The sequence below is a fragment of the Idiomarina sp. UBA3162 genome (genome assembly GCF_002364475.1).
GTDB lineage: Bacteria > Pseudomonadota > Gammaproteobacteria > Enterobacterales > Alteromonadaceae > Idiomarina.
Genome location: NZ_DEYI01000027.1, coordinates 1 through 26,200, shown reverse-complemented (window position 1 = coordinate 26,200; position 26,200 = coordinate 1). Strand labels below are relative to the sequence as shown.

Sequence of the window (26,200 nt, the reverse complement as noted above, 5' to 3'; positions counted from 1 at the left end):
GGTTGGGGGTTCGAATCCCTCCGCCCCTGCCACTGCTTCCTTTCTTATTCTGGCATATCTTAGCGCTCTGCTTTAAACTGCATACTAAATTATGCGGATCAAATGCTGATGAAATTATCCAAATTACAATCACGTGTGCTTGATGAAATGGGCATCCCGCGTTGGACCCTCAAATCACAGCAAACTCAAGCACCGAATGAAGAAGTGGCGCATTGGTATCGAGTGGGGCCGTTGTATTTAAAGTCGTCAAAGCCTCTACCCGTGCAACTGCCGCAATGGTTGCAAGATCTCGTTTTACTGTTTGATACGCGCCCGACCGCTATAAAACCTCCGGTTCAAGCCGATTCGGTTATCTCGGTCGATGAAGTGAATCCCCAGATTAATACGCCCTCAGCAAAAAAAGCACTTTGGCTTACTATTCAACAATGTCAAAAATAGACGTTTTTCTGACTGAGCCATGTCCGATTTTATTCGATATTGAGCGCCGAGCTCATGCATACCCTTGGTCGGAAGTGGTTTTTTTTCAACCTTCGAGTATCGGCACCCTTTGGTGGGCTTTAAAGGTTGATGACCAAATCGTAGGGTTTGCCAATACCCAGTTAATCGCCGATGAACTGACTTTACATAATATTGTAATTGATCCCGACTATCAGGGGCGAGGACTGGGTCAGTGTTTGTTACGGCATATTTTGGATTATGCCGATAAGCACAAAGCACTGATGTTTTTAGAAGTCAGAGAGTCGAATGCGCCGGCAATACATGTTTATCAACAGGCAGGTTTTAAACGAGTAGGGCGCCGACCAAATTATTACGCATCGGACACCGGGCGCGAGGGCGCTTTGGTTATGCGAAGAGAATCAATTTAAGAGGTTACTATGAATAAGCAGGCAGCGTTAGCATTTAAGTGCATGGATTTAACATCGTTAGGTAACCACGACACACCTGACATGATAGAAGCATTGTGTGCTAAGGCGAGCTACCAGTCTCATCATGTCGCGGCTATATGTGTCTTTCCAGAACATGTGACAACAGCTAAACGTGCGCTTCAGGCGCAAGGCTTATCGACGGTGCCGGTTGCCACGGTTACCAACTTTCCACAAGCGGGAACGGATATTACGCGTGCTGTCGAGGAAACGCAGCGAGCGATAGCCGCCGGGGCAGATGAAATAGACGTGGTGTTGCCTTACCATGCTTTGTTGGCGGGCGATACAAAAATATGCGAACAGCTGGTCAGTCAGGTCAAGGACGCTTGCGGAACTGATATTTTGTTGAAGGTAATTATAGAGAGCGGTGAGTTGCAAACGGCTGCACAAATTCGTTTGGCAAGCCAGTTAAGTATCGCGCAAGGTGCGGACTTCATTAAAACCTCAACAGGTAAAGTGCCGATCAATGCGACCTTGGAAGCTGCCGAGCAGATGTTGACTGTCATTGCAGAAGACAACCCCCGTTGCGGATTTAAAGCAGCAGGAGGCATTAGGACGTTGGCTGATGCGTGTGACTACTTCAGTTTAGCTGAGCGTATTTTGGGTGCTGATTACGTTACACCTAGTTATTTCCGTTTAGGAGCTAGTAGCTTATTAAAGGACTTAATTGAGCGTCGTTAGGAGAGATTATATGTCGCTTACACGAGAAATCATCCGCATCAAACGTGATGGTGGTGAGTTAGATGAGACATCTCTTGCTGCTTTCATTAAAGGCATTACCAATGAGACGGTGAGTGAGTCACAAATCGCCGCAATGGCCATGGCTATTTATCTTAACGGAATGTCGGACACCGAGACGATGTTACTGACCCGTTACATGCGCGACTCGGGCGATGTACTTGACTGGCAATCGCTACAATTGGATGGCCCGGTATTGGATAAACACTCGACCGGTGGTGTGGGCGATAACGTCAGTTTAATGCTCGGTCCAGTGATTGCTGCGTGTGGTGGCTATGTGCCCATGATCTCCGGACGCGGTTTGGGCCACACCGGCGGCACACTCGATAAATTTGATTCTATCCCTGGTTACCAAACACATCCCTCTAATGACGTATTCAGAAATACGGTTCGGGATATTGGTGTCGCCATTATTGGGCAAACAGGCTCATTAGCGCCTGCCGATAAACGTTTCTATGCAACCCGCGACGTTACATCAACGGTTGAATCATTACCTTTGATCACGGCATCGATCTTATCGAAAAAGCTCGCCGAGGGCTTGGATGGATTAGTGCTTGATGTCAAAGCCGGTAACGGCGCCTTCATGGACAACGAACAGAAGGCCAGAGCAATGGCGGATACTCTGGTCCGTGTTGGTTCGCAATTAGGGGTACCGACACGTGCCCTTATTACAGATATGAACCAACCACTCGCGCCATGTGCTGGCAACGCAATAGAAGTTCGTAGTGCTATTGATTATTTATCGGGCGCATATCGACCTAATCGTCTGCATCAGGTAACCGTTGCGCTGGCTGTCGAAGCACTGCTTGCGGGTGGGCTCGCAACTGATGAATACACCGCCAGAGCAAAAATTGAAGAGGCGCTGGACTCAGGTGCGGCGCTCGAGCGGTTTCAGCGAATGGTATATGCGCTTGGAGGGCCTCAAGACCTGGCCGAGAAAATGGATAATTACTTACCGCGAGCCGCGGTGATTAAACCCGTGCTTGCAAGACAGCAAGGTTATATCTCTCAGATACATGCACGAGAATTGGGTAATATTGTGGTTAGTCTCGGAGGAGGACGTTTAACGTCAAGTGATACGTTGAACTATAGCGTCGGCATTTCCGACATTATGGAATTAGGTATGACAGTTGAGTCGGGGCAACCGATGGCGGTGATCCATGCCGCGAGTGAAAGCGACTGGCAGCAAGCCGCTGCGCAACTACATGAAGCTATCCATATTGATACCCAACAACCTCCCGTCAATGAGGTTATCTATGCGAGCCAGCGAGGTAAATAACGATGAAACGCGCCATTGTTGTGGTACTCGACTCTTTTGGATTAGGTGAAGCCCCCGATGCCTCAGAGTTTGGCGATGCGGGTGCAGACACCTTGGGCCATATCGCTGAGCATCAAGCTCGTAATAATCAGCCACTCAAAGTGCCTCAGATGGCTCAGTTAGGACTATGGCATGCGCACGCGGGAGCCACTCATAAGCAACTTGTGGAGCTCGGTGACATGACCGTTAACGGACTTTACGGTTGGGCAGCAGAACGTTCATCGGGTAAAGACACGCCGTCGGGGCATTGGGAGTTGATGGGACTGCCCGTGCATTATGATTGGGGCTATTTCTTAGATAAACAAAATAGCTTTCCCGATAAATTGTTGCAGCAATTATGTGAGCAAGCTCAACTGACCGGTGTGCTGGGTAATTGCCATGCCTCAGGTACACAGATTATTGAGCAATGGGGTGAGCAACATCAGCGCTCACACCAGCCGATCGTTTACACATCGGCGGACTCAGTATTTCAAATTGCGGCTCATGAAGAATCGTTTGGATTAGAGCGTTTATATCAGGTATGCGAAATTGCTCGCAACTTAGTGGACGAATATAACATCGGACGAGTTATTGCGCGCCCGTTTATCGGTGATAGTACTACGGGGTATGTGCGTACCAGTCATCGTCGAGATTATGCGACACCGCCTCATGGTAAGACACTGCTTGATCATGTCATTGCCGGTGGGGGTGAAGTTCATGCGGTTGGGAAAATTAGTGATATATTCGCAGGTCGGGGGATCAGTGCTAGTTATAAAGCCAGCGATACATCGGCTTTGGTTGATAAGACATTGGAACTGATGCAAACCCAACAGCAGGACAAGTGCCTTATTTTTACTAATCTAGTCGCTTTCGACACACTTTACGGTCATCGTAGGGATGTTGCCGGTTATGCTCAGGAGCTCGAAGCTTTTGATACGAGGTTGGCTGAGTTGATACAGGCGATGCAACCTGATGACTTACTGGTACTGACGGCGGATCACGGTTGCGACCCGACGTGGCCTGGCAGTGATCATACTCGCGAGTTTGTGCCGTTGCTCTGCTACAGCCCTCGTTTGAAGAGCGGCAGCTTAGGTCAGCGCCAAAGCTTTGCTGATTTAGGGCAAACGTTGGCACATTGGTTGGGGGTTGATGCCACCGAGAGTGGCATCAACATGTTTGATTAATCGACTTTGTAACGTTTGACTAACTGTTCGAGACGTTGCGCGGTATCAGTCAGCTCGCCCATGGTGTCGCCCGCCTCGCGTGTGCCTTGCGCGGTTCGTTCAGCGATTTCGACGATAGTGGACATATTTTGATCGATCGTTTGTGAAACTGACGTTTGTTCTTCCGCGGCTGTTGCAATTTGAGCATTCTGCGAGTTGATGGTGTTCACCGCTTCTAGTACTTGTTTTAATGATTGCTCTACTTCGCCCGCTCGTTCAACGCTTTGACTGCTACCTTCGCGTATCGCTCCCATAACGTCAGACACCTGATTACTGCTTAATTGCAGTTGATCAATCATCTGCTCAATTTCATGTGTGCTGTCTTGAGTGCGTTTAGCCAGGGTTCTTACTTCATCCGCGACAACTGCAAAGCCTCTTCCCGCTTCGCCTGCGCGCGCCGACTCGATGGCGGCGTTGAGCGCTAATAAATTAGTTTGATCAGCAATAGAGCGAATTACGTCAAGTACGCCGCCAATCTGAGCCGATTGATTGGCGAGGTTGTCTACTGAATGACTACCACGCTCGACTTTATCTGCTAATCCATGAATCACGCTAACGGCCTGTTTTAATAAGCTTGACGCGTCATAAACAAGTTTTTCAGCGTTTTCAGCCGCCCCGGACGCTTCAGAGGCGCTCGCTGCAACTTGCTGAGAGGCTGCCGCGAGCTCATTAATAGCGGTTGCCACCTGTTCGCTCTCTAGCTGTTGTTCGCCAACGCCGTCTTGAGCTTGCTGAAGTACACCCGACAATTGTTGTGTTGACTCATTAACCATGGATGCAGATTCGCGCACGCGCACTATTAAATCAGAGACTTGATCACCGAAACGATTAAAAGCGGCGCCTAAATCAGCTAACTCATCATGGCTATCCGTTGCTAAGCGACGTGTTAAGTCACCATCGCCTGTAGCGATTTCATCCATAGCTGCTAATGCTTTAGCGAGTGGTCGCGTGATACTGCGCACTACGGTCAGAGCGATAAACGCGGTAATTAATAGTGCAATGATGCTAGCCAATAAGGTTTGCCAAAGCGCGTCGGCTATTGAGTCTTGTACATTACCTTCGAGTGCGGCTGCACGTTGTTGTAAGCCTTCAACCCAGAATCCGGTTCCGATAACCCAATCCCACGCTTCAATGTATTCCGCATAGCCAAGCTTGGGTGCGACACGTTTATTATTATTTTGCCAATCATAAGCGACATAGCCACCACCGTTTTTCGCTGCTTTAATTAAATCACGAATAAGGTAAACGCCATTTGGATCCTGAAAGTCATAAAGGTCACGCCCATTGAGCCCTTGATTAACACCGTGTGCCACATTAATGCCATCTGAGTCATAAACAAAAAGGTAGCCCACGTCGCCAGAGTCATCAAAGCGCAGTTGTTCTATGATTTGTTTCGCGCGCGCTTGTCGTTCAGCGAGTGAACCTAGTGATGGATCGTCAACTAGGTGTTGAATCGATGACCGTGCTAAGGCAAGGTAATTTGATAAAGAGTTGCGCGCATCTTTCTGCATCTGTTCGGTAAACTGGTCTACTGCCGCGTCACCGATGTTATTCGATTGCTGAAAGTTAAACCAAGTAAGAAAGATGGCAATTAATGCCGGCGGTACGAGTGCCAAAATAAATACTTTAGCGCGAATATTGAATCTCATGGGCGTTTCACTTTTATTGGAATGACTTTTCAAATTCTATAATAGACGATTGAGAGCCTCACTAAGACATTTGTCTTGGTTTAGTGAAAAACCTGTAAACTCTGAGTCGCCTCTCGGCATTGTTTCTAGCGCGTAAATCAGCGAAAATACTCCCTTTAAATCGGCCGATATGCGAGAAAGTTAAATGTCAGATGTGAGCGTCGCGAAACAAATTAAGCAAGAGGTAGATAAACGTCGTACCTTTGCCATAATTTCCCACCCGGATGCTGGTAAAACCACCATCACAGAAAAAGTGCTTTTGCATGGTCAACAGATTCAAAAAGCGGGCACGGTGAAAGGAAAAAAATCGGGTCAGCACGCGAAATCTGACTGGATGGAAATGGAACAGGAGCGGGGCATTTCTGTGACCACCTCGGTGATGCAGTTTCCTTATCACTCTTCGCTGGTCAACTTGTTAGATACACCAGGGCACGAAGACTTCTCGGAGGATACTTATCGTACACTTACAGCCGTAGATTCATGTCTGATGGTGATTGATGGTGCTAAGGGTGTTGAGGACCGCACCATCAAATTAATGGAGGTGACGCGGTTACGCGATACGCCGATCATTACGTTCATGAACAAACTCGACCGTGACATACGTGATCCTTTGGAGTTATTGGATGAGGTCGAAGATGTTTTAAAAATTATGTGTGCACCCATCACTTGGCCGATCGGCTCAGGGAAAAACTTCAAAGGTGTTTATCACTTGTTACGTGACGAGACGATCCTCTATAAAACCGGTCAAGGTCACATGATTCAAGATGTCGATATTATCAAAGGCCTTGATAATCCAGAACTCGACCAGCGCTTAGGTGTATGGGCGGACGAGTTACGCGAGCAAATTGAATTAGTGAATGGTGCGTCGAACCCGTTCGATAAAGAAATGTTCCTTGCGGGCGAGTTGACCCCGGTATTTTTTGGTACGGCATTGGGTAACTTTGGCGTTGACCACATGCTTGATGGTCTCGTTGATTGGGCACCAAAACCTCAACCACGCGAGACCGATGAAGGCGAAGCCGTTGCTGCAGAAAATGCTGGCTTTTCTGGTTTTGTCTTTAAGATACAGGCGAACATGGATCCGCGTCACCGAGATCGGGTGGCGTTTTTGAGAATTGTGTCGGGTAAATACGAAAAAGGCATGAAAATGAAGCAAGTACGCACAGGAAAAGACGTGCGTATTAGTGATGCATTGACGTTTTTAGCGGGGGATCGTGCTCATGTCGAAGAGGCTTATCCAGGCGATATTATTGGTTTGCATAACCATGGCACGATTCAGATTGGCGATACGTTCACCAGCGGTTCTGACTTTAAGTTTAGTGGTATTCCTAACTTTGCTCCCGAGCTATTCCGCCGTATCCGATTAAAAGATCCACTCAAGCAGAAACAGCTATTAAAAGGGCTCGTTCAGCTATCAGAAGAGGGGGCCGTGCAGGTGTTTCGTCCGCTGATTAGTAACGACTTGATTGTAGGGGCTGTGGGTGTGCTGCAGTTTGATGTTGTGGTGCACCGACTTAAAACCGAGTATAAAGTGGATGCAATGTATGAAAACATCAATGTCGCCACGGCTCGCTGGGTCTCCGGTGATGAACGCAAAGTAGACGAGTTTCGCCGTAAAGCGGAAGCTAACTTGGCGCTTGATGGCGGTGATAATCTAACCTACATCGCACCGACTATGGTGAACTTGAGTTTGGCGGAAGAACGCTATCCTGATATCACGTTTAGCCATACGCGCGAACACTAATCGTTATGCCTCTTTACGACACCCACTGTCACTTGGATTTCGCTGCCTTTGACAACGACCGCGAACAGGTCGTTGCGGCAGCTCAAGCGCGGGGTGTCGATCGTTTTATGTTGCTCGGTGTCACAACGCAGCAATGGCCAAAACTCATCAACGTGTGCCAACAGTTTTCTGCTGAGTTTCGGTTTTCGCTCGGGTTGCATCCCTACTTCATCGCGCAACATGAGGTCGAGCATGTGAAAAACTTGGCTAACTGCTTCGAGTCGTTGTCGGGAGTTGCCCAAGCGCAATGCAAGGCGATAGGTGAGATCGGTTTAGATGCCACCTGTGCGAAACCTGAGCTTCAACGTTCATTGCTCGATAAGCAACTCGGTTTAGCGGTGGATTATCAGCTACCAGTCATTTTACATCATCGCAAGACCTTAGATGAGCTTTTAAAAGCAGCACGGAACGCCGGCGTCCAGCGTGGTGTGGTGCATGCATTTTCGGGCAGTTACGAGCAAGCTATCGCGTGGGTTGAGCAAGGTTTCAAGCTCGGTGTAGGCGGCACTATCACTTACCCAAGAGCGAAGAAAACGCGTGATGCCATCACTCGCATCGGTGTTGAGCATTTAGTATTAGAAACGGACGCACCTGATATGCCAATCTGCGGTTATCAAGGTCAACGGAATGAGCCTCAACGAGTCACGCTGGTGCTCGATAGTTTGGCTGAGTTATTGCAGGAATCACCGAAAGAACTGTCTTCTGTGCTTTGGCAAAATAGTCTAGCATTGTTCAACTAAGATACTTTTTGCGTTGCTTTTTAACCCAGCGCCTATCGCGGATGCGATTAAACCCAAGTACTATCATCCCTCCCGTTACTAACGCCAGTAAGAGTAAGGTTTTTCCCTGAGCGGTCAAGTTGACCAATGTCTGCTGACTTGATCTGAGTACCTGCTGCTTGTCGAATATGACTTGCAAATAACCTTGATTGAGGGAGCTCTCCCCAATGGGTTGAATAAAGATCCAAGGTTCGGGTCGGGGAGCGGGGTAATCAATGACCGAATAAGACTCACCGATGGTTAGCTCGTTTACGCCCGTAGCACTTTTTAGTGCAACACTTAAAACCGAGGGACGATTTTCTAGCGATGTTGCAAGTTGACGCAAACCCTCTTGATTGCCGTTGGCAATAAATACTTGAGCCGCAGATGCCGTTTGCTCGAGAACAAAGTTCAACTGTTGTCGCGTATTTCGTTCAAGTTGTTGTTGCGCTTGGTTCGTGGCAATATTCCAAATACTGTACATCAATACTAATAACGCGGCAGCGGCGAGAAAGCGCAGCAGCCTTTTAAACGCGAGCCGAGTTAAGCGTTGCAACTTAGCCGCAGGAAAGCGGTCCATTAGCTCACTTAGCGTGTGTTTTGGCAGTGCGTTATGCTTCACTCGTGGATACCTATTCCAGCCATTAAGGAACCTCTATGCTAAACCATTCTGGGTTGATTGTCTTTGATATGGACTCAACCTTGATTTCAATTGAGTGTATCGATGAAATTGCGAACTTGCTAGGGCAGCGTGACGCGGTAGCAGCGATTACTGAGCAAGCGATGCGTGGCGAAATCGATTTCGCCACCAGTCTTACGCAACGTGTAGCGCTGTTAGAAGGTATCGATGTTTCGCTGTTCAATAGGTTGTTTACTCCCATTCCGTTTACTCAGGGAGCGCAGGCTCTAATTGATTACTGTAAGTCGAAGCACTGGTATTGCGTAGTAGTATCGGGCGGTTTTACTTGGTTTACAGGGCGCGTTGCAGAACAGCTGGGCTTGGATATGCACGTGGCTAACGAGCTCGAAATCCACAATGGTAAGTTGACAGGGAAGGTATCGGGAGCCATCGTTGACGGGCACAAAAAGGCACAGGTACTTCAGAGTTTGAGGCAGCAATTACCAGCTAATGCGCCCGTTGTCGCCGTCGGCGACGGTGCTAATGACCAGTGGATGTTACAAGCTGCGGATCTCGGTGTTGCTTTCTGCGCCAAACCCGTGCTGCAAGAGGTGGCAGATGTCAGCGTCTCGCAACCCGATTTGGCACTGATTATTAATGAATTGAAAGGTCGTTTTTGAACCTATGCTGGTAGCCACTCTTGTAGGCGTTTAACGGCTGTTTCTCGCAACGACTCCGATAGTTGTAAGCCCTGCATGAGTAAGGACGTTACACTGTAGCTATCAGCAACGCCGAAGACACTATCTAACTGCTGTTCAACCCGATCAACTTTGTACTGGGCATAAGCGGCTAAGTATTGCATTTCTGCCTCAACGAACTGCCTATCTGGGCGCCCCGTCCGGCTAAGCTCGACATTGACAGCGATGATGGTGTCATGCAGCAATGCTTGTGTAACGCAATGTTCAACATTGTCTAACGACAACTTGTCCAAATCAAAGTGCGTCATTTCAATCGTGCGTCGGTGGGCTTCATCCCAACCAAGTTGAAAAATGAGCAGGCTTTTGTGCGGAGACTCGCTGCGATCGACGCGAGTTAACCAAGACATCCATTCCTCGAACAAGTCGCTATGGTTAAGTAACTCGGTTAACTGTCCTTTCGGCAGTACGTTAGATGACAGTTGCAGTAATCGGCTCCAATCGGTTACGTGGGGCGGAATCCCTACGCGTCCGAGATAATGCTGCTGGTGCTTCGATTGATAGAAAAATAATGGCACAGCGCTCGCTGCATCACAGTATAAATTACGAAGCCCCAGCTCGAACCCTTTTAAAGAGGTGTTTTCGTATATTCTAGGTAACTGAGCCCGTTTTTCCTGAATAAAACCAGTCAGGAAGTGAGCCGTTGCTTGTGAAGAACCGTCTTTGTCTAATTTAAGGTTAAAGGTGGTATGCGAGTCATCCGCATTAACGATTTGATATTGAATGTCAGTGAGCGGCTCATTTTTGTAATGCTGCTTTAACTGAGTAAAGCTGACACGCATTTCTGAACGACTTTCACCCGGGATCGGCTCGTCCACTTGCACACGTAAACCTTGATTAGAAATATCGAGTACCATGCCATCGCGGATAATAGAACCACTTCTTACACGACAGCGACTGCGCAAATGGTATCTTTGTTCGTTTCGTAAGTCGACGAACTCCAATTTAATTGCCTGCGATCGGTGGGGCAGTGAGGGCGGATGAACAAAAGCACGGAGCTTACTTAATTCATCTTTATCGTAATCTTGCCCACATAGCGGTCGAACCATATCAGTGACGTTATCGAGTGTTGCTACATAATCAACAGCAGCTAACGCTTGTTGAATGTCGGCGGAAAATGGCTGTTCGCGTGCGGGTAAATTGATGTGCTGAGGAACTGCCTGTGGGCGCCAGGCATTGTCAGATTTCACCGATGAGAGGCTAATCCGAAACGCCTGAAAGGACGATTTTTGAGCTGCGAAAGCGGTAAAGGTATCCCATAAGTCGTTCTTTTCTAACTCCTCCACCAAGGCGGAATAGAAGTAAACCTTTCCCTTTGCCGTAATATTAAACGTCAGGATCGTAAGTTCGCAGGATTCGTTTCGTTGCAGTTTATTTATCATAAACTGGCTACGACGTTTGTTCAGAAGTGCACCAATAGCCAGTTCATTAGTTTCTGTGTACCAGTGCGCGAGCGTATCTTCGTTATTTTCAGTAGTAAGCACATACTTACAGATTAGCTCCCGCGTATGAGCTTTAAGGAACAATGTCAGGCGACTCATACGAGGTAGATAAAACTGTTCGTGCGCTTTATTAACTAAAGCGATTTCAGTGTTATCGGTGTTGACCTTATAGCGCCGTTTGTAACCACTAATAAAGCGTGAAATGAAGGCATCAAACTCGGTATTTTCATCATCCTCTGCGCGCTTGAGTGAAATGTAAGTGCGCTTATTGGCGCTTAGCACTTCGGTGATAATGTAGTGAATCGGCACATTGGGGTCGAGCGTGAACTCTTTTGCAAAGCCAGTAAAATAAACTTTTACGCGCTGCCCATTGGATACGGGCATCTGCGTGCGATCCACGCGAACTCTGAGCCCCCCTTGCGAAATGTTATTAGTTACGGCTCGACAGGGTTGCTCGCCGAAAGGCTCGACTTGGACTTCAACGGTGTAATTCATCCGTTCTTCGTCGCGGTAGGGATAAAAGCCGAGTTTAAATTGTTCAAACTCTGTCTTTGTATCACTGCTTGCCGAGGATGTGGCTGTTCCTATTTGCTCAGCTTTTTGTTGCTCATACATCACGCGGTAGTTATTTTCCGCCTGCATGATGCGTTCGTAAGTATCTTGGGTAAATACACCGTTATACTCCTTGAGTCCACGCTCAAAAATATCGCGCGCAACATCGTCAAGGTAGTGAATCCGTCCACGGTGCTCAAATCTCAGGCATTCTCCGTCGACACGCTTTCTTAAATCGAGTGTGCGGGCACAAGGACTTGTTAAACGCCTCACCTCTGAGCGCACTTTAAACTTGCTCGGGCCGTCGAGAGTGGCAGTTAGCGAGCTAAAGTGTTTTTCAAAATCGTCATCAAGAGCAACAAGTTTGAGTTGGTCGATCAGCGGTGTTAATTGTAAGTTCGGCATTCTTCTCGATTATATTTATAATGATGAGCTTAACTGACAGCATCATAGAACGAGAGCAGTGACATGGCAAAGACAAAAACAGCGTATGTATGCACGGATTGCGGTGCCGACTTTCCACGATGGGTAGGGCAATGCAGCGAATGTAAGGCGTGGAATACGGTATCTGAAGTGCGTTTAGGAGCGAGTAAAGCAAGTGCACCGAGCGCGCGCAGCGGATTCGCAGGGATTACGCAAGCCAAGGTCACCACATTAAATGAGGTTTCTCTTGAGGAGGTGCCACGCTTTAGCTCAACCTTTAAAGAATTCGATCGAGTACTTGGTGGTGGTGTGGTTCCCGGCTCTGCTATATTAATCGGGGGCTCCCCAGGCGCTGGTAAAAGTACCCTATTATTGCAAACGCTGTGTCGCCTTGCTGGGAGTATGAAAGCGCTATACGTGACAGGCGAAGAGTCGTTGCAGCAAGTTGCCATGCGAGCAAAGCGACTCGGTTTGCCCATGGATAAGTTGCGTATGCTCGCCGAAACCTCGGTCGAAACCATTTGTCAGCTCGCTGATCAGGAAAAGCCGCAGTTGATGGTTATCGACTCAATACAGGTGATGCATTTAGATGACATTGCTTCGGCCCCCGGGAGTGTATCGCAGGTGCGCGAGTCCGCCGCTTTTCTCACGCGCTATGCGAAACAAAAAGGCGTTGCCATCATTATGGTCGGACATGTCACCAAGGATGGTTCACTAGCGGGGCCTAAGGTTTTAGAGCACTGTATTGACTGCTCGGTGATTTTAGACGGATCGGCGGATAGCCGTTACCGTACGTTACGAGGTACTAAAAACCGTTTCGGCGCGGTGAATGAGCTAGGGGTCTTTGCCATGACAGGCAATGGATTAAAAGAAGTTTCTAATCCGTCAGCTATTTTTCTACAGCGCGGCGAGGAGCAGGGTAATGGCTCGGTGGTGACGGTCATTTGGGAAGGGACTCGACCTCTTTTGGTAGAGATTCAAGCGCTCGTAGATTACTCCGCACTGGCAAACCCGCGCCGCGTTGCAGTTGGTTTGGAAGCAACCCGACTCGCCTTGCTGTTGGCCGTATTACATCGTCACGGGGGACTGCACGTCTCTGATCAAGATGTGTTTGTTAACGTGGTGGGTGGGGTAAAAGTGTCTGAGACGTCGGCCGACTTAGCGCTTATGCTCGCCATCGTATCGAGCTTTAAAGGTGAGCCTTTAGCACGGGAGTTAATTATTCTGGGTGAAGTTGGGTTAGCGGGTGAAATAAGACCCGTGCCGAATGGCCAGGAGCGCCTCAATGAAGCAGCCAAACACGGCTTCAAGCGCGCGATTGTACCGCATGGTAACGCACCTAAGCAGGCGATCGACGGAATGCAAGTCACACCCGTTAAGAATCTGCAGGAAGCGCTCGATGCGATTTAAAGGGCTTGCCGTATGCCTTGTTGTCATATTCTCGGTCTCGGCAGACGCTTCTTCTCGCTGGGTCAGTTTAAATCAATGCCTCGATTATTTGCTAACTGACTGGGCACCCGGGCAGGTGGTTGGGATTACGGGGCTCGATGAGGCACTAATTACTTCGACACATCGCGCCCACTTTGGACGTTTAGAGAACATTTTGCGTTTACAGCCTGATCGCGTGTTTGCAACAGAGTACAATAATCCAAAATTGATTCGGCTGTTACGTCAGTATACTGAAGTCGAGGTATTACCGCAGCCCAGTAGTTTGGCGCGATATCATGAATGGATAGCACAACTGAGCCAATATGCTCAGTTAGCGCCTCATGCGCACGCTCACAAACAGCAGTTAGAGCAAGCAATGAGGCGCGCGCATCAGACTCCGCAAGATGTCATTATACTGATGCCTAACCAGTTTAGTTGGGGAGCGGCGAGTTGGGCTGATGAATTAATTAATGCGATGCACTGGAATAATTTAGCCGCACCTTTTGGCAAAAATCTCGTTTCTTTAACGCTTGAGAATGTGATAAGGCTGGCGCCTGATCGCTATTTGTTGGAAGGTTTTAGCAATGCCAATTATGCATTGGCCAATGAATGGCTTTACCATCCGTTATTGCAACAACAGTTAAAGACAACACCGACTCACCAAATTCCGTCACGGCTTTCGTCGTGTCCAGTGGTGTTTGCTGAAGATTATTTGAAAGCCATTCAAGGAGTGCTATGAAACTGAGTCAGCGGCAGTGTTACCTTATCCTTCTCGGCATCGCTATTTTACTCAGTGTGGTACAGCTTACTGTAGGAGGAAGTTCACTTAAGTGGTGGGCTCCGAACGCACTTGAGAGCGATATTATTTGGGATATTCGGGTTCCACGGACCGTGCTAACTTGGTCGATTGCTATCGCTCTCGGGCTGGCTGGCGCAGTGATGCAGCTATTACTTCGAAACCCACTGGCTGAACCTGGCATCACTGGAGTATCCGGGTGTGCTGCTTTAGTGACGATTACCTGCCTTTACTTTGGTTGGCTACCGGCCTTTTCCTTTGGATTACCTGCGCTGGCGTTGGTTGGCGGTTTGTTCGGGGTGTCGTTACTGATGGTGCTTGCCGGGCAGCGGGCTTCGCCTACGCGATTGATTCTGGCGGGGGTCGCGATAGCAACAATGAGTAGTGCCGTGATGGGACTGTTGCTATATCTCGCCCCAAACCCGTTTGCATTTCAAGAGTGGGCTTTTTGGCATATGGGAAGCTTGGCAAATAAAAGCTGGCATTCGGTGATGCTAGCGCTACCAGGAGTTGTGTTAGCGCTGCCATTGGTATGGTTCGGTCGGCGCTTTCTATATGCCCTAACTTTATCCGAAGAAACGGTTGCGACAATGGGGTTCAATGTGGCGCGGTATCGCAACTTGATGTTGTTAGCTGTGGCATTACTCACGACCGCCTCCGTGGTGGCGGCTGGCGTTATCGGGTTTGTTGGGCTATTAGCGCCCCATGCCGTTCGATTGATAGGCTTTAATCATCCGAAATATGTGTTGTGGCTGTCGCCCATTACCGCAATTCTTTTACTGCTCAGTTTTGACACCATAGCACAGTTAATGAGCACCGCGCGCGAGTTACCCGTGGGGGTTATTGCGGCTTTAGTCGGTGCGCCATTGCTCATTGTACTGTTGGTACGAGAGCGCACCCGTGATGCTTGAGCTTAACGACTTATATTTAGCAGGCATTTCTCGCCCACGCATACGCCATATCAACTTAGCGCTAGCCAGCAATCAGTTAGTCGGAGTGATAGGGGCAAATGGCGCGGGTAAAAGCTCACTGTTACGTGGTATTGCTGCAGTTGAGCCACAACTGACAGGTCAGGTGCAATTCAAACAAAAAGATTGGTTGGGATTGTCGCATCGCAAGCGACAACAGTATTTGGGGTATTTGCCTCAGACTGAAACGCCTGAGTGGGATATTCGTATCGATGAACTGGTAAATCTAGCAGCGCAATGCGCTCGACCGCGGCTTGATGAACATTTAAGAACCTATGAATTGCTCGAACTCAAGGAACGTCGAGTTTCGCAAGTATCGGGTGGTGAACGACAACGGGCATTATTGGCTCGGGCTACATTATTAAAGCCACAATTACTAATTTGCGATGAACCTGTCAGTGGTCTCGATGTGGCGCATCAATTAACCATTATGCAGCAGTTGCGTAATCACGCGCGAAACCACGGTCTTGTCTTGGCAGCTATTCATGACCTAGCGTTGGCCGCACGATTTTGTGACCGCTTACTGTTAATGCATAACGGGGATTTAGTGCAGAGCGGAGAGCCGTTTGAGGTGTTGACTGAAAAAAACTTAGCTGACTGTTTTGGTGTACAAGCCGAGTGGTTTTGTAGAGATCACGGCGTTGGCTGGATACCAACGCCGTTGCAAGCAATAAAAGATTAACCGATCGGTTTATATTTAATGCGGTGTGGCTCCATTGCCTGTTCGCCAAACTTCTCTTTCATGTAGGCTTCGTAATCGCTGTAGTTACCTTCGTAGAAGACCACTTCAGCTTCATCACGGTAATCAAGAATATGGGTTGCGATTCGGTCTAAGAACCAACGGTCGTGCGAGATAACCAAAGCTGAGCCTGGGAACTCGAGAATCGCTTCTTCAAGCGCCCGTAAGGTTTCAACGTCGAGGTCGTTGGTCGGTTCGTCTAATAATAAGACGTTGCCGCCCGCTTTAAGCAGTTTAGCAAGGTGCACGCGGTTACGTTCACCGCCCGACAGCTCACCGATACGTTTTTGTTGGTCGGTGCCTTTAAAGTTAAAGCGACCGACGTAAGCACGTCCTTGAACCTCAAAGTTACCAATACGCAGAATATCGTTACCATCGGTAATTTCTTGGAATACGGTTTTGCTATCATCCATACTGTCGCGGAACTGATCGACGCTCGCCAATTCAACAGTGTCACCGAGTTCAATCGAGCCACTGTCGGGCTGTTCTTGACCACTGATCATACGGAATAGGGTGGATTTACCCGCGCCGTTCGGACCGATGATACCGACGATAGCACCTTTAGGAACACTAAAGCTCAGGTTATCAATAAGCTGGCGCCCTTCGTAGGCTTTGCTAATACCATTCACCTCAATGACCTTATCACCCAAACGCGGGCCTGGTGGAATAAATAGCTCATTGGTTTCGTTACGTTTTTGATAGTCGCTGCTTTGTAACTCTTCAAAGCGAGCCATACGCGCTTTGCTTTTAGCCTGACGACCTTTCGGGTTAGTACGTACCCACTCAAGTTCTTGCTTGATGGTGCGTTGACGCGCTTTCTCTTGACGCTCTTCTTGTGCGAGACGTTTCTCTTTTTGCTCCAACCAAGAAGAGTAGTTGCCTTCCCATGGAATACCATAACCACGGTCAAGCTCAAGGATCCAGCCTGCTACGTTGTCTAAGAAATAACGGTCGTGGGTAATAGCAACGACGGTGCCTGTGTAATCGTGCAAGAAGCGTTCAAGCCATGCAACTGACTCTGCATCCAAGTGGTTGGTCGGCTCATCAAGTAGCAACATGTCGGGTTTAGAAAGTAACAGACGACAGATTGCAACACGGCGACGTTCACCACCTGATAGATTACCGATCTTAGCGTCCCATTGTGGCAAACGCAGTGCATCAGCGGCGCGGTCAAGGATATTCTCGATGTTGTGACCATCTTTGGCCTGAATAAGTGCTTCTAGTTGCGCTTGTTCTTTTGCTAACGCATCAAAATCAGCATTTTCATCGGCGTAGGCCGCGTAGACTTCATCTAAGCGAGTGAAAGCCTCTTTAACATCAGCGACGGCTTCTTCCACTGTTTCCTTGACGGTTTTTTCTTCATCAAGCTGTGGCTCCTGAGGGAGGTAACCAATGTTAATTCCTGCGAGGGGACGCGCTTCCCCTTCGAACTCGGTGTCGACCCCTGCCATAATACGAAGCAAGGTTGATTTACCGGCACCGTTAAGACCTAAAACACCGATCTTAGCGCCAGGAAAAAACGATAATGAGATATCTTTTAAGATAGTTTTTTTGGGTGGAACAACTTTGCTCACCCGCGACATTGAATAGATATATTGCGCCATAGCGACGAACATTCCTACTGTTGGATTGAAAATAGGGCCTAGTTTACTGGTAAATGCAGCAAATGCCCAAATTTGTTGCCGAATTTTTTCTTTACGGCATGTGACGGTTTGCTAGGCAGTTTGGGGTATTTTGCGGTAAACTGCACGACATAATTTGGCTAATGAAATTGATGGATGTCCGAGATGCAGAAAAAAGATCAGACAATTGCCGCGTTTGACGCGGAGTTATGGCAAGCAATGAGTCAGGAAGTTGAGCGTCAAGAACAACACATTGAGCTGATTGCTTCAGAAAACTATACCAGCCCGCGTGTGCTAGAGGCACAAGGCTCACAGTTAACCAATAAATACGCCGAGGGTTATCCTCATAAGCGTTATTATGGTGGTTGTGAATATGTTGACGTGGTCGAAGACCTGGCGATTGCACGCGCTAAAGAGTTGTTTGGTGCTAAATATGCAAACGTACAACCGCATTCAGGCTCACAAGCCAACACCGCTGCATTTATGGCACTTATGGAAGCCGGTGATACCTTCTTGGGAATGAGCTTGGCACATGGTGGTCATTTGACGCACGGTGCGGGTGTTAACTTCTCGGGCAAGCTATACAATGCCGTACAATATGGCATTTCAGAAGAAACCGGTGAAATCGATTACAACCAAGTTGAAGAGTTAGCTAAAGAGCATCAACCCAAGGTTATCGTTGCTGGTTTCTCTGCATACTCGGGTATTGTCGATTGGCAGCGTTTTAGACAAATTGCTGATGAGGTAGGCGCCTATTTGTTAGTTGATATGGCACACGTAGCCGGTTTGGTTGCTGCGGGTGTGTACCCAAGCCCAATTCCTTATGCAGACGTAGTAACAACGACAACACATAAAACCCTTGCTGGCCCGCGCAGTGGTCTTATCTTGTCTGGTAAAGATGATGAGAAATTGCACAAAAAACTAAACAGTGCGGTATTCCCGGGTAATCAAGGTGGTCCATTGATGCACGTTATCGCAGCCAAAGCGGTAGCGTTTAAAGAAGCGCTTGAGCCTGAATTTAAAGCGTATCAAGAGCAAGTACTTAAAAACGCAAATGCAATGGTTAAAGCGCTACAAGCGCGTGGCTATAAAATCGTATCGAATGGTACGCAGAACCATTTGTTCCTCGTGGATTTAATCGACAAAGACATTACTGGTAAAGATGCTGATGCAGCGTTAGGTCGTGCATATATTACGGTCAACAAGAATGCGGTACCGAATGATCCGCGCTCGCCGTTTGTCACTTCTGGCCTTCGTCTAGGTACGCCGGCAATTACGCGCCGTGGCTTTAAGGAAGCGGAAGCTGAGCAAGTGGCTAACTGGATTTGCGATGTATTAGATGACATTAATAACGAACAAACGATTGAGCGTGTTCGTAACGATGTCAAAACGTTATGCGCCGAGTTTCCAGTTTATAAATAACGTTTGAAAAGGAGCGCACTATGCACTGTCCATTCTGCGGAACACAAGATACCAAGGTCATCGATTCGCGGTTAGTTGGGGATGGTGCATCAGTGCGCAGGCGTCGCGAATGTAGTCATTGTCGCGAGCGCTTCACAACATTTGAAACCGCTGAATTAGTAATGCCCCGGGTAATTAAATCGGACGGTGGGCGTGAGCCATTTAATGAAGATAAACTTCGTAGCGGGCTGTTACGTGCACTTGAAAAGCGTCCGGTCAGTCTCGAAAAAATGGAGCAGGCGGTTAATAAAATTAAGTCCAGTATTCGGGCAACGGGCGAGCGAGAGATTACCTCTAACTTTATCGGTAATTTGGTGATGGATAATCTCAAACAAATCGATAAAGTCGCCTACGTTCGCTTTGCTTCGGTTTATCGCTCTTTTGAGGATATCAAAGAGTTTGGCGAGGAGATCGCTCGACTCAATGATTAGTTTGGCACAAGATAAGCGCGACCACCTTTACATGCATCGCGCCCTAGAGTTGGCAAGAAAAGGGCGTTTTACGACTGGACCTAATCCTGCTGTCGGTTGTGTCCTCGTTAAGGACGGCCGTATCATTGGCGAGGGTTGGCATCAGAAGGCAGGCGAACCCCACGCTGAGGTTTTTGCGTTACGCCAAGCTGGCGCGCAAGCCAAGCATGCAACTGCCTATGTAACGCTTGAGCCATGCAGTCACCAAGGCCGCACACCACCCTGTGTTGATGCATTGATTAATGCTGAAGTGGCTCGTGTGGTCATCGCGATGCAAGATCCCAACCCCGTTGTCTCAGGTCGAGGCATCCATAAGTTGCACGATGCCGACATCGAAGTCCGCGTCGGTTTATTTGAAACTGCAGCGCGTCAGTTGAATCCGGGTTTCATTCATCGTATGCAGACTCAATTACCTTATGTGCGCGTTAAGCTGGCGAGCTCACTTGATGGACGTACGGCGTTGAGTAACGGTGTGAGCCAATGGATTACCGGTGGTGCCGCACGTGCGGATGTGCAGGTTTGGCGCGCGCAGGCCGACGCGATACTAACTGGTGCGGATACGGTGCTGGTGGATAATCCGCGACTCAATGTACGTCCTGAACAATGGCCAGCTGGAATCGAAAAACCATTATTTTTTAAGCAGCCTGTGCGTGTGATTATTGACGGGAAAAACCGCATTCATGATGATTTGCGGCTATTTGAGGTTGCAGCGCCTGTATTTGTCGTCCGTACGACGGAAGGTTCTGTTTCTCGGCATCCACACTGCCACGAGATTATTGCTAAAGCAGATAGTCAGGGTCGCGTAGACTTACATGATGCATTAAAAGAACTCGCATTGCGTGAGATCAACTTGGTATGGACCGAGTGTGGAGGTCAGTTAGCGGGTGCTCTTTTCAACGCTCAGTTAGTGAATGAACTGGTCTATTATCAAGCAAATAAAGTATTAGGCAGTGATGCGCGCAGTATGATTGCGTTGCCTGAACTGACTCAACTCGATGATGCGCTCTCATTTAACGTGCTTGAGCGCCGAATGATCGGCGAGGATATTCGCGTGATCGCTCAGCCAATGAAGTAGGAACTATTATGTCATTGCATTCGACAGAAGAGATTATTGAAGATATCAAGCAAGGTAAGATGGTCATTCTAATGGATGACGAGGACCGCGAGAATGAGGGCGACTTGATTCTTGCAGCCGACTGCGTGACCCCCGAAGCGATAAATTTCATGGCGCGTTATGGACGGGGATTGATTTGCCTGACACTTAGCGAGGAGCGTTGTAAGCAACTTAACCTACCGCTGATGGTTGATCGTAACAACGCGCCGTACTCGACAGCGTTTACCGTATCCATTGAGGCAGCAGAAGGCGTGACAACAGGGATTTCCGCAGCCGATCGTGCGCAAACTGTGAAGGCTGCGGTCGCACGTAACGCTCAGCCAGAAGACTTGGTGATGCCGGGGCACATATTTCCGTTAAAAGCGAAGCAGGGCGGCGTGCTTAATCGAGCGGGGCATACAGAGGCAGGCTGTGACCTCGCGCGTCTTGCGGGTTATGAACCTGCTGCTGTAATTGTCGAAGTACTTAATGAAGATGGCACGATGGCGCGCCGCGCAGATCTAGAGAAGTTTGCTGAAGCACACGATATCAAGGTGGGTACGATTGCTGATTTGATCGAGTACCGCTCAGTGCGCGAGAAAACCATTCGCCGTGTAGCCCAGTGTCAATTGCCGACCAGTTTTGGTAAATTCAATATGATCACGTATCAAGACTCAATTGACCAGCAAGTTCATCATGCGTTGGTGCATGGTGAGATTGATGCCGAGAAGGTGACTAATGTGCGTGTGCATTTGCAAGACAGCTTGCATGATACGCTATCGACTGAACGCGCAGCGAAGCGCAGCTGGCCGATTGCGAAGGCGATGCAATATATTGCTGAAAACGATGGTGTTTTAGTGCTTATTGGCCGTCAGCAAACGCCTGAGGATATCATCGCGCAAGTGAAAGAATTTGAGGCACAGGATCAAGGACAGCACAAACCGACTGCGTCGGCGTCTAATGCTTCTCGAAATGTGGGTGTTGGTTCGCAAATCCTTGCTGATTTAGGCATTCACCAAATGCATCTGCTTAGTTCACCGAAGCGTTATTCGGCATTGTCGGGATTCGGACTTGAAGTTGTTGACTTCATCGAAGATAAAGCTGACTGAACTGATGATACAGTGCCGCATGAGTAGGCAGCTTAATGCCTAACTCTGCGGCCTTTTTTAACGCGTAGCCAGTCAGTGCGTCAATTTCTGTTTGCCGGTTAGCTTTTATATCCGACAGCATTGATGACTGGTTTTCAGCGGTCGCCTCGCATACCTGCTCGACTAATACGAGCAAATCCGCAGTACTTAAATTATAGCCAAGCGCTTGACTTAGACTGACCAACTCAGAGACCAGCATACGTCGCTGCTCATGGTATTGTTCTTTGAGGAGTTCACCATTGAGGCACTGATTCACCGCTGTTAATGGATTAATTACACAATTAAGGCAAAATTTTTGCCATTGTCGTGCTTTGATGTCTGCATCAAAGTGCAGTTTTGGAAAGGCGCTATGCAACTGTGCGGTCAGTTGTTGATGATGTTGAATGCGCGCATCGATCCAGTCTGAACCCAATCCTTTGTGCTCGGTCACTCGGTTACTGCGCGTCACGCCATGAGTGGTTATCCATGTATAACAGGGGCGTGATGTGGTTAAGTCTACAAGGCCGTTATGCGCGCAGATAATAGGTCGATCGTGAGGTACACCCAGTGTATCTAGACGTCGAAATACACTCTCAAGATCATAGGCCTTAACGGCTATAAAAACCGCTTGTATTGAGCTGAAGTCACTGCCGTTAATGATAGGAATTCGGCAATGCTCAGTATTCTCGGACCGATAGCGCCTAAATTGATAGTCAAAAAAATCTGAGCGTTGACGAGATGTGCGGGGCAGTGTGACAAGCGGCAACTTGGCACACTGCCATTGATGGGCAATAAGCTGACCTATCGCACCCGCGCCGACGAGTAGTAGTCGTTTAGGGTGGTCACTCATTTTCACCCCAATGTGCCTGATAACTTCGTTTTAGATAGCCGAGTAATAACAAGCTTGGCAGGATAGCTAAGCTGGTGAGAACAAAGAACAGACTCCAATTACCATCAAGCTTATCAACCAGCACTCCACTGTAGGCGGATAAAGTGGTTCGGCCAAAGGTGCTCAGTGATGCGAGTAAGGCATACTGCGTCGCGGTAAAGGTCCGGTCACATAAAAAGCTGATAAAACCGACAAAAGCAACCGTCGACCAAGCGCTCGTAAAGCCATCGACCAGCACTGCGGCAAGAAACAAGTTTTCACTGGGGCCGACGTTAGCAATCCAAGCGAACATAAGGTTTGAGCCCGCCATAGCAATGCCGGCAATCAATAACCCCTTGAACTGACCGATGCGGAGTGTAACGAGTCCACCCAGTAGCGAGAATATAATGGTTATCCACCAAGTGACTAATTTAGAGTATGTACCAATTTGTTCGTTCGAGAAGCCTATTTCTTTATAAAATACAATCGACATTCGACCTAAAAAGGCTTCGCCTATTTTAAAAAGAAAGACAAACAGCAAAATTTGTATTGCCAGTTTCGCACCGTTGCGTGAGAAGAAAGAACTAATCGGCTCAATGACGACAGTGCTGATCCGTTTTAATAAGGACAAGGTCGCTATCGTATTTGCTTTGACCTGTGTGTAACGCGCTGGCTTTAAGATTAGAGTCACCAACGCCAACGACAGCATGAGCGCTGCGAGCACGATGTAGGCGTCCTGCCAACGCCAATGGGTGCCATCGACGAGCAGAAACGGAACCGCGCCGAGGCCGGCGTAACCGCTCCACCAACCTGATGTGGCCATGGCTGCTCCGGCACTTTGCATGCGTCCTTCCGACTCAGAAAATGTCTCGATACGGTAGGCATCAATTGCTATATCTTGAGTCGCAGAGCTAATGGCAATGAGTAGGGCGGCGATACCGACTAAATGTAAGTTATCAGCGATGGTTAACGTCGATACGAACAAACACAACGTGGCAATAAGCAGTTGGCAGAGTAAGATCCAACTACGACGTTGTCCCAGCCAACGATTCAACAATGGAAGTTTAACGCTATCGACCAGCGGAGACCAAAGAAAATTGATGGAATAAACCGCGAATACGGCACCGAAATAACCGATAACGGATCGACTTAATCCCTCTTCTTGTAACCATGCTGACAATGCTGAGCCAATCATCACCCAAGGGAACCCGCTTGAAAGCGCCAAGAAAAATAGCGCTATCACGCGTGGCTGACGGTAAACGCTAAGGTCTGTTCGTAGCGTATGCTGCTCTGTCATTGCGGCACAATTTCGATGCGTTTAAGCACGGGCGGATTAGCGGGAACATCGCGCCAACCGGTCTTTTCATCAAATGGCATGGATTCAAGCGCTGCTAATTTTTCGAGCACGTCCAAACCTTCAGTAACACGTCCAAATACGGCGTAGCCCCAATCACCGTCGTCGGGGTTGAGTGAGGTATTGTCGTTCAAATTGAAATAGAACTGACGAGTCGCTGTATGAGGCTTACGTTCCCTAGCCATGGCAATAGTGCCGTAGGTGTTTAACAGGCCATTGCCCGATTCATTCACGATCGTCTCATAGCTCGGTTTGTCAGAGAACTCAGCATCGTAGCCGCCGCCCTGGATTACAAAGCCAGGCACCAAACGATGGAAGATCGTGTCGTTATATTGCGCCTTAGCAACGTAGCGGAGAAAATTAGCAACAGTGATAGGTGCGGCTTCGCGGTTAAGCTCCACGGTAAGGTTACCCTCAGAGGTAACAAAAATGACGGTAGGAAAAGGGTTATCGGGTTGCACTTGTGCTTGCGAATATGAACTGAACAAGACAATAATTGATGTAAATAGCGCGGTAATAGTTTTCATCTTAACCTCGAGTTTCCATCAAACGTAACTGGGGATCGTTAGCAATATCGTTGAGCACCTGTTGTAAAAGACGTTTAAACTCACGTTCAATAGTTGCTTCATCGGGGTTGGAAACCCCTTCCGACTTACTGGTGCCCGTGAATGTCCTTGCATACGACCGGTTCATTCTTTGTGCTTCGACGCGGATGTTTAATTGATAGTCGAGTTGATATTTTAAAGTCGTCTCGGTGTGTTCGACCACCGCTTTATTGATAGATATATACCAATTAAGGTCGCCCTGACCACTGACAATCCCGGACTGCTGAAACGCTTGTTTGACGATTTCTGTAAGCGGCTGTGAGGGTGCCGAAAATTGATTAGCTTTTTGGCTATCACTATCGATGTGACGATAGAGATAGCTGTGAGGTCGTTTATCTTGCACGCTAAGGCGCGAGATACTTTCCGACAGTTGCGATGTGACCGTCGGTGGCTCGACAATCAGATCAGAGTCAATCGTCGAGCAGCTGTTTATTGATAAGAGCGCGACGGCGGAGAGTGCTGTGAGCTTTATTAGGTGACGCATGGCTTCCTCGTTTTAGTCATTCACGTAACACAGTTTCATGCTATCATACGGTAAAATTGTGCCTTGCAAAAATGCTTTACTGATATCTAGCAAAGCGATACGGTGACAAGGCAACGCGTTGTTAATGAAGTTAAAGGTTTTGTCGTGAAAAAATACGCAGAAATTACAGGATGGGGAAAGTGTTTACCGCCAGCAGTCATGACCAATGATGACCTGGCAACGTTTTTAGATACCTCGGATGAATGGATTGTCACGCGAACTGGAATTTCAGAGCGACGCGTCAGTCATGTTGGGACATCTAAGCTCGCTACGGTTGCTGCACAGAATGCGCTGGCGGCCGCTGGACTGAACCCAGACGATATTGACCTGATTATAGTTGGCACTTGCACCGCCGACGAAATCATTCCTAATGTCGCTTCAGCAGTGCAACAAAACATTGGTGCACCGAATGCTGCAGCGTTTGACCTCAATGCCGCGTGTAGCAGTTTTCTTTATGCAATGCACGTGGCTACTCAAGCCATTCAAACCGGCGCTCATAAAAAAGTGTTGTTGATTGGTGCCGAGCGTCTGACCCGCATTCTCGATTGGACCAAACGTGAGAGCGCCGTGCTTTTTGGCGATGGTGCGGGCGCGATGGTATTAGAGGCAAGCGATGAAGAAGTTGGCCTTCTTGCTAGTCACATTAGCTGTGATGCCGATGCGCGTGACGTGTTGAGCCTTGATTTTGGATTGAGCTTCGATCGCTTTGGTTTCGATGGCATTATGCAATTTGACTTTGTCGGCCAAGAAATTTTTAAGCGCGCTGTTAAAGGTATGAATGCGGCGGTTGAGAAGGTATTTCAGCAAACTGGCTTAAGTACTGAAGATGTCGATGCGTTGATTCCGCATCAAGCGAATAAACGGTTAATCGATTATCTTGCGAAGTTATGTAAGGTCCCCTCCGAAAAAACCGTGATAAATATTCAGAACTACGGTAATACATCA

General features: G+C 48.3%; 25 protein-coding genes. 17 read left to right on the top strand and 8 right to left on the bottom strand.

Translation table 11 applies throughout. From position 1 onward, the window contains the following. The first annotated feature begins 108 nt into the window (after positions 1 to 108). Genes B2X00_RS03335 through B2X00_RS03315 form a run of 5 tightly spaced genes read left to right on the top strand, consistent with a single transcriptional unit; the run spans position 109 to position 4,142 of the window. Positions 109 to 438, top strand: a complete 330-nt coding sequence (locus B2X00_RS03335; RefSeq protein WP_290486114.1) for a hypothetical protein — start codon at positions 109 to 111, stop codon at positions 436 to 438. Then, complete coding sequence (gene rimI / locus B2X00_RS03330) at positions 426 to 866, top strand: ribosomal protein S18-alanine N-acetyltransferase (protein WP_290486113.1); 441 nt, start codon at positions 426 to 428, stop codon at positions 864 to 866. The genes B2X00_RS03335 and rimI overlap by 13 nt, the downstream gene beginning before the upstream one ends. A 9-nt stretch (positions 867 to 875) precedes the next feature. Beyond that, complete coding sequence (gene deoC, locus B2X00_RS03325; RefSeq protein WP_290486112.1) at positions 876 to 1,604, top strand: deoxyribose-phosphate aldolase; 729 nt, start codon at positions 876 to 878, stop codon at positions 1,602 to 1,604. Positions 1,605 to 1,614: 10 nt separating this feature from the next. Further along, complete coding sequence (deoA, locus tag B2X00_RS03320) at positions 1,615 to 2,940, top strand: thymidine phosphorylase (RefSeq protein WP_290486111.1); 1,326 nt, start codon at positions 1,615 to 1,617, stop codon at positions 2,938 to 2,940. A gap of 2 nt (positions 2,941 to 2,942) precedes the next feature. Next, positions 2,943 to 4,142, top strand: a complete 1,200-nt coding sequence (locus B2X00_RS03315; protein ID WP_290486110.1) for a phosphopentomutase — start codon at positions 2,943 to 2,945, stop codon at positions 4,140 to 4,142. Here B2X00_RS03315 and B2X00_RS03310 read toward each other — a convergent pair. After that, on the bottom strand, positions 4,139 to 5,830 hold the full coding sequence (locus B2X00_RS03310; RefSeq protein WP_290486109.1) for a methyl-accepting chemotaxis protein: 1,692 nt from the start codon (positions 5,828 to 5,830) through the stop codon (positions 4,139 to 4,141). The two genes, B2X00_RS03315 and B2X00_RS03310, sit on opposite strands and share 4 nt — an antisense overlap. 184 nt (positions 5,831 to 6,014) lie before the next feature. Between B2X00_RS03310 and prfC the strand changes: the two genes are divergently transcribed. Next, entirely contained in the window at positions 6,015 to 7,613 is a 1,599-nt protein-coding gene (gene prfC / locus B2X00_RS03305; protein ID WP_290486108.1) for a peptide chain release factor 3, read from the top strand. Between the two features lie 5 nt (positions 7,614 to 7,618). Continuing rightward, on the top strand, positions 7,619 to 8,392 hold the full coding sequence (locus tag B2X00_RS03300) for a TatD family hydrolase (protein WP_290486107.1): 774 nt from the start codon (positions 7,619 to 7,621) through the stop codon (positions 8,390 to 8,392). On the opposite strand, the gene B2X00_RS03295 is transcribed toward B2X00_RS03300, so the two are convergent. Further along, on the bottom strand, positions 8,385 to 9,032 hold the full coding sequence (locus B2X00_RS03295; protein WP_290486106.1) for a hypothetical protein: 648 nt from the start codon (positions 9,030 to 9,032) through the stop codon (positions 8,385 to 8,387). The genes B2X00_RS03300 and B2X00_RS03295 overlap by 8 nt on opposite strands. 35 nt (positions 9,033 to 9,067) lie before the next feature. Here B2X00_RS03295 and serB point away from each other — a divergent pair, with 35 nt between their 5' ends. Further along, a complete protein-coding gene (gene serB / locus B2X00_RS03290) occupies positions 9,068 to 9,709 on the top strand; it encodes a phosphoserine phosphatase SerB (protein ID WP_290486105.1) in 642 nt (213 codons plus the stop codon). Between the two features lie 2 nt (positions 9,710 to 9,711). On the opposite strand, the gene B2X00_RS03285 is transcribed toward serB, so the two are convergent. Beyond that, entirely contained in the window at positions 9,712 to 12,183 is a 2,472-nt protein-coding gene (locus B2X00_RS03285; protein ID WP_290486104.1) for a PilZ domain-containing protein, read from the bottom strand. Positions 12,184 to 12,246: 63 nt separating this feature from the next. On the opposite strand from B2X00_RS03285, the gene radA reads away from it, so the two are divergent. From radA to B2X00_RS03265, 4 genes are read left to right on the top strand one after another with little or no spacing between them, the layout of a single operon-like run. Beyond that, on the top strand, positions 12,247 to 13,611 hold the full coding sequence (gene radA / locus B2X00_RS03280) for a DNA repair protein RadA (RefSeq protein WP_290486103.1): 1,365 nt from the start codon (positions 12,247 to 12,249) through the stop codon (positions 13,609 to 13,611). After that, complete coding sequence (locus B2X00_RS03275; protein ID WP_290486102.1) at positions 13,601 to 14,368, top strand: ABC transporter substrate-binding protein; 768 nt, start codon at positions 13,601 to 13,603, stop codon at positions 14,366 to 14,368. Before radA ends, B2X00_RS03275 begins: the two co-directional genes overlap by 11 nt. Continuing rightward, the gene (locus B2X00_RS03270; protein WP_290486101.1) at positions 14,365 to 15,336 is read left to right on the top strand and encodes a FecCD family ABC transporter permease; all 972 of its coding nucleotides are present in this window, start codon (positions 14,365 to 14,367) and stop codon (positions 15,334 to 15,336) included. The genes B2X00_RS03275 and B2X00_RS03270 overlap by 4 nt, the downstream gene beginning before the upstream one ends. Continuing rightward, positions 15,329 to 16,075, top strand: coding sequence for an ABC transporter ATP-binding protein (locus tag B2X00_RS03265; protein ID WP_290486118.1), 747 nt, complete (start codon positions 15,329 to 15,331; stop codon positions 16,073 to 16,075). The genes B2X00_RS03270 and B2X00_RS03265 overlap by 8 nt, the downstream gene beginning before the upstream one ends. Here B2X00_RS03265 and ettA read toward each other — a convergent pair. Next, entirely contained in the window at positions 16,072 to 17,736 is a 1,665-nt protein-coding gene (gene ettA, locus B2X00_RS03260) for an energy-dependent translational throttle protein EttA (protein ID WP_290486100.1), read from the bottom strand. The two genes, B2X00_RS03265 and ettA, sit on opposite strands and share 4 nt — an antisense overlap. A gap of 183 nt (positions 17,737 to 17,919) precedes the next feature. Between ettA and glyA the strand changes: the two genes are divergently transcribed. The 4 genes from glyA to ribBA are packed head-to-tail and all read left to right on the top strand — an operon-like array spanning position 17,920 to position 21,887. After that, positions 17,920 to 19,176, top strand: coding sequence for a serine hydroxymethyltransferase (gene glyA / locus B2X00_RS03255; protein WP_290486099.1), 1,257 nt, complete (start codon positions 17,920 to 17,922; stop codon positions 19,174 to 19,176). A gap of 20 nt (positions 19,177 to 19,196) precedes the next feature. After that, positions 19,197 to 19,646 carry a transcriptional regulator NrdR gene (gene nrdR, locus B2X00_RS03250; protein ID WP_290486098.1) on the top strand — a complete coding sequence of 150 codons (450 nt, stop codon included), beginning with the start codon at positions 19,197 to 19,199 and terminating at the stop codon, positions 19,644 to 19,646. Next, positions 19,639 to 20,760, top strand: coding sequence for a bifunctional diaminohydroxyphosphoribosylaminopyrimidine deaminase/5-amino-6-(5-phosphoribosylamino)uracil reductase RibD (ribD, locus tag B2X00_RS03245; protein ID WP_290486097.1), 1,122 nt, complete (start codon positions 19,639 to 19,641; stop codon positions 20,758 to 20,760). The genes nrdR and ribD overlap by 8 nt, the downstream gene beginning before the upstream one ends. Before the next feature lie 8 nt (positions 20,761 to 20,768). Next, entirely contained in the window at positions 20,769 to 21,887 is a 1,119-nt protein-coding gene (ribBA, locus tag B2X00_RS03240) for a bifunctional 3,4-dihydroxy-2-butanone-4-phosphate synthase/GTP cyclohydrolase II (protein ID WP_071462295.1), read from the top strand. On the opposite strand, the gene B2X00_RS03235 is transcribed toward ribBA, so the two are convergent. The 4 genes from B2X00_RS03235 to B2X00_RS03220 are packed head-to-tail and all read right to left on the bottom strand — an operon-like array spanning position 21,865 to position 25,216. Beyond that, positions 21,865 to 22,755 carry a ketopantoate reductase family protein gene (locus tag B2X00_RS03235; RefSeq protein WP_290486096.1) on the bottom strand — a complete coding sequence of 297 codons (891 nt, stop codon included), beginning with the start codon at positions 22,753 to 22,755 and terminating at the stop codon, positions 21,865 to 21,867. The genes ribBA and B2X00_RS03235 overlap by 23 nt on opposite strands. Beyond that, positions 22,748 to 24,070: an AmpG family muropeptide MFS transporter gene (locus B2X00_RS03230; RefSeq protein ID WP_290486095.1), complete on the bottom strand. Its 1,323-nt coding sequence runs from the start codon at positions 24,068 to 24,070 to the stop codon at positions 22,748 to 22,750. Before B2X00_RS03230 ends, B2X00_RS03235 begins: the two co-directional genes overlap by 8 nt. Then, a complete protein-coding gene (locus tag B2X00_RS03225; protein WP_290486094.1) occupies positions 24,067 to 24,654 on the bottom strand; it encodes a peptidylprolyl isomerase in 588 nt (195 codons plus the stop codon). Before B2X00_RS03225 ends, B2X00_RS03230 begins: the two co-directional genes overlap by 4 nt. 1 nt (position 24,655) lies before the next feature. Further along, complete coding sequence (locus tag B2X00_RS03220) at positions 24,656 to 25,216, bottom strand: YajG family lipoprotein (protein WP_290486093.1); 561 nt, start codon at positions 25,214 to 25,216, stop codon at positions 24,656 to 24,658. A 144-nt stretch (positions 25,217 to 25,360) separates the two neighbouring features. Between B2X00_RS03220 and B2X00_RS03215 the strand changes: the two genes are divergently transcribed. Beyond that, a partial coding sequence (locus B2X00_RS03215) for a beta-ketoacyl-ACP synthase 3 (protein ID WP_290486092.1) occupies positions 25,361 to 26,200 on the top strand: 840 nt, incomplete at its 3' end.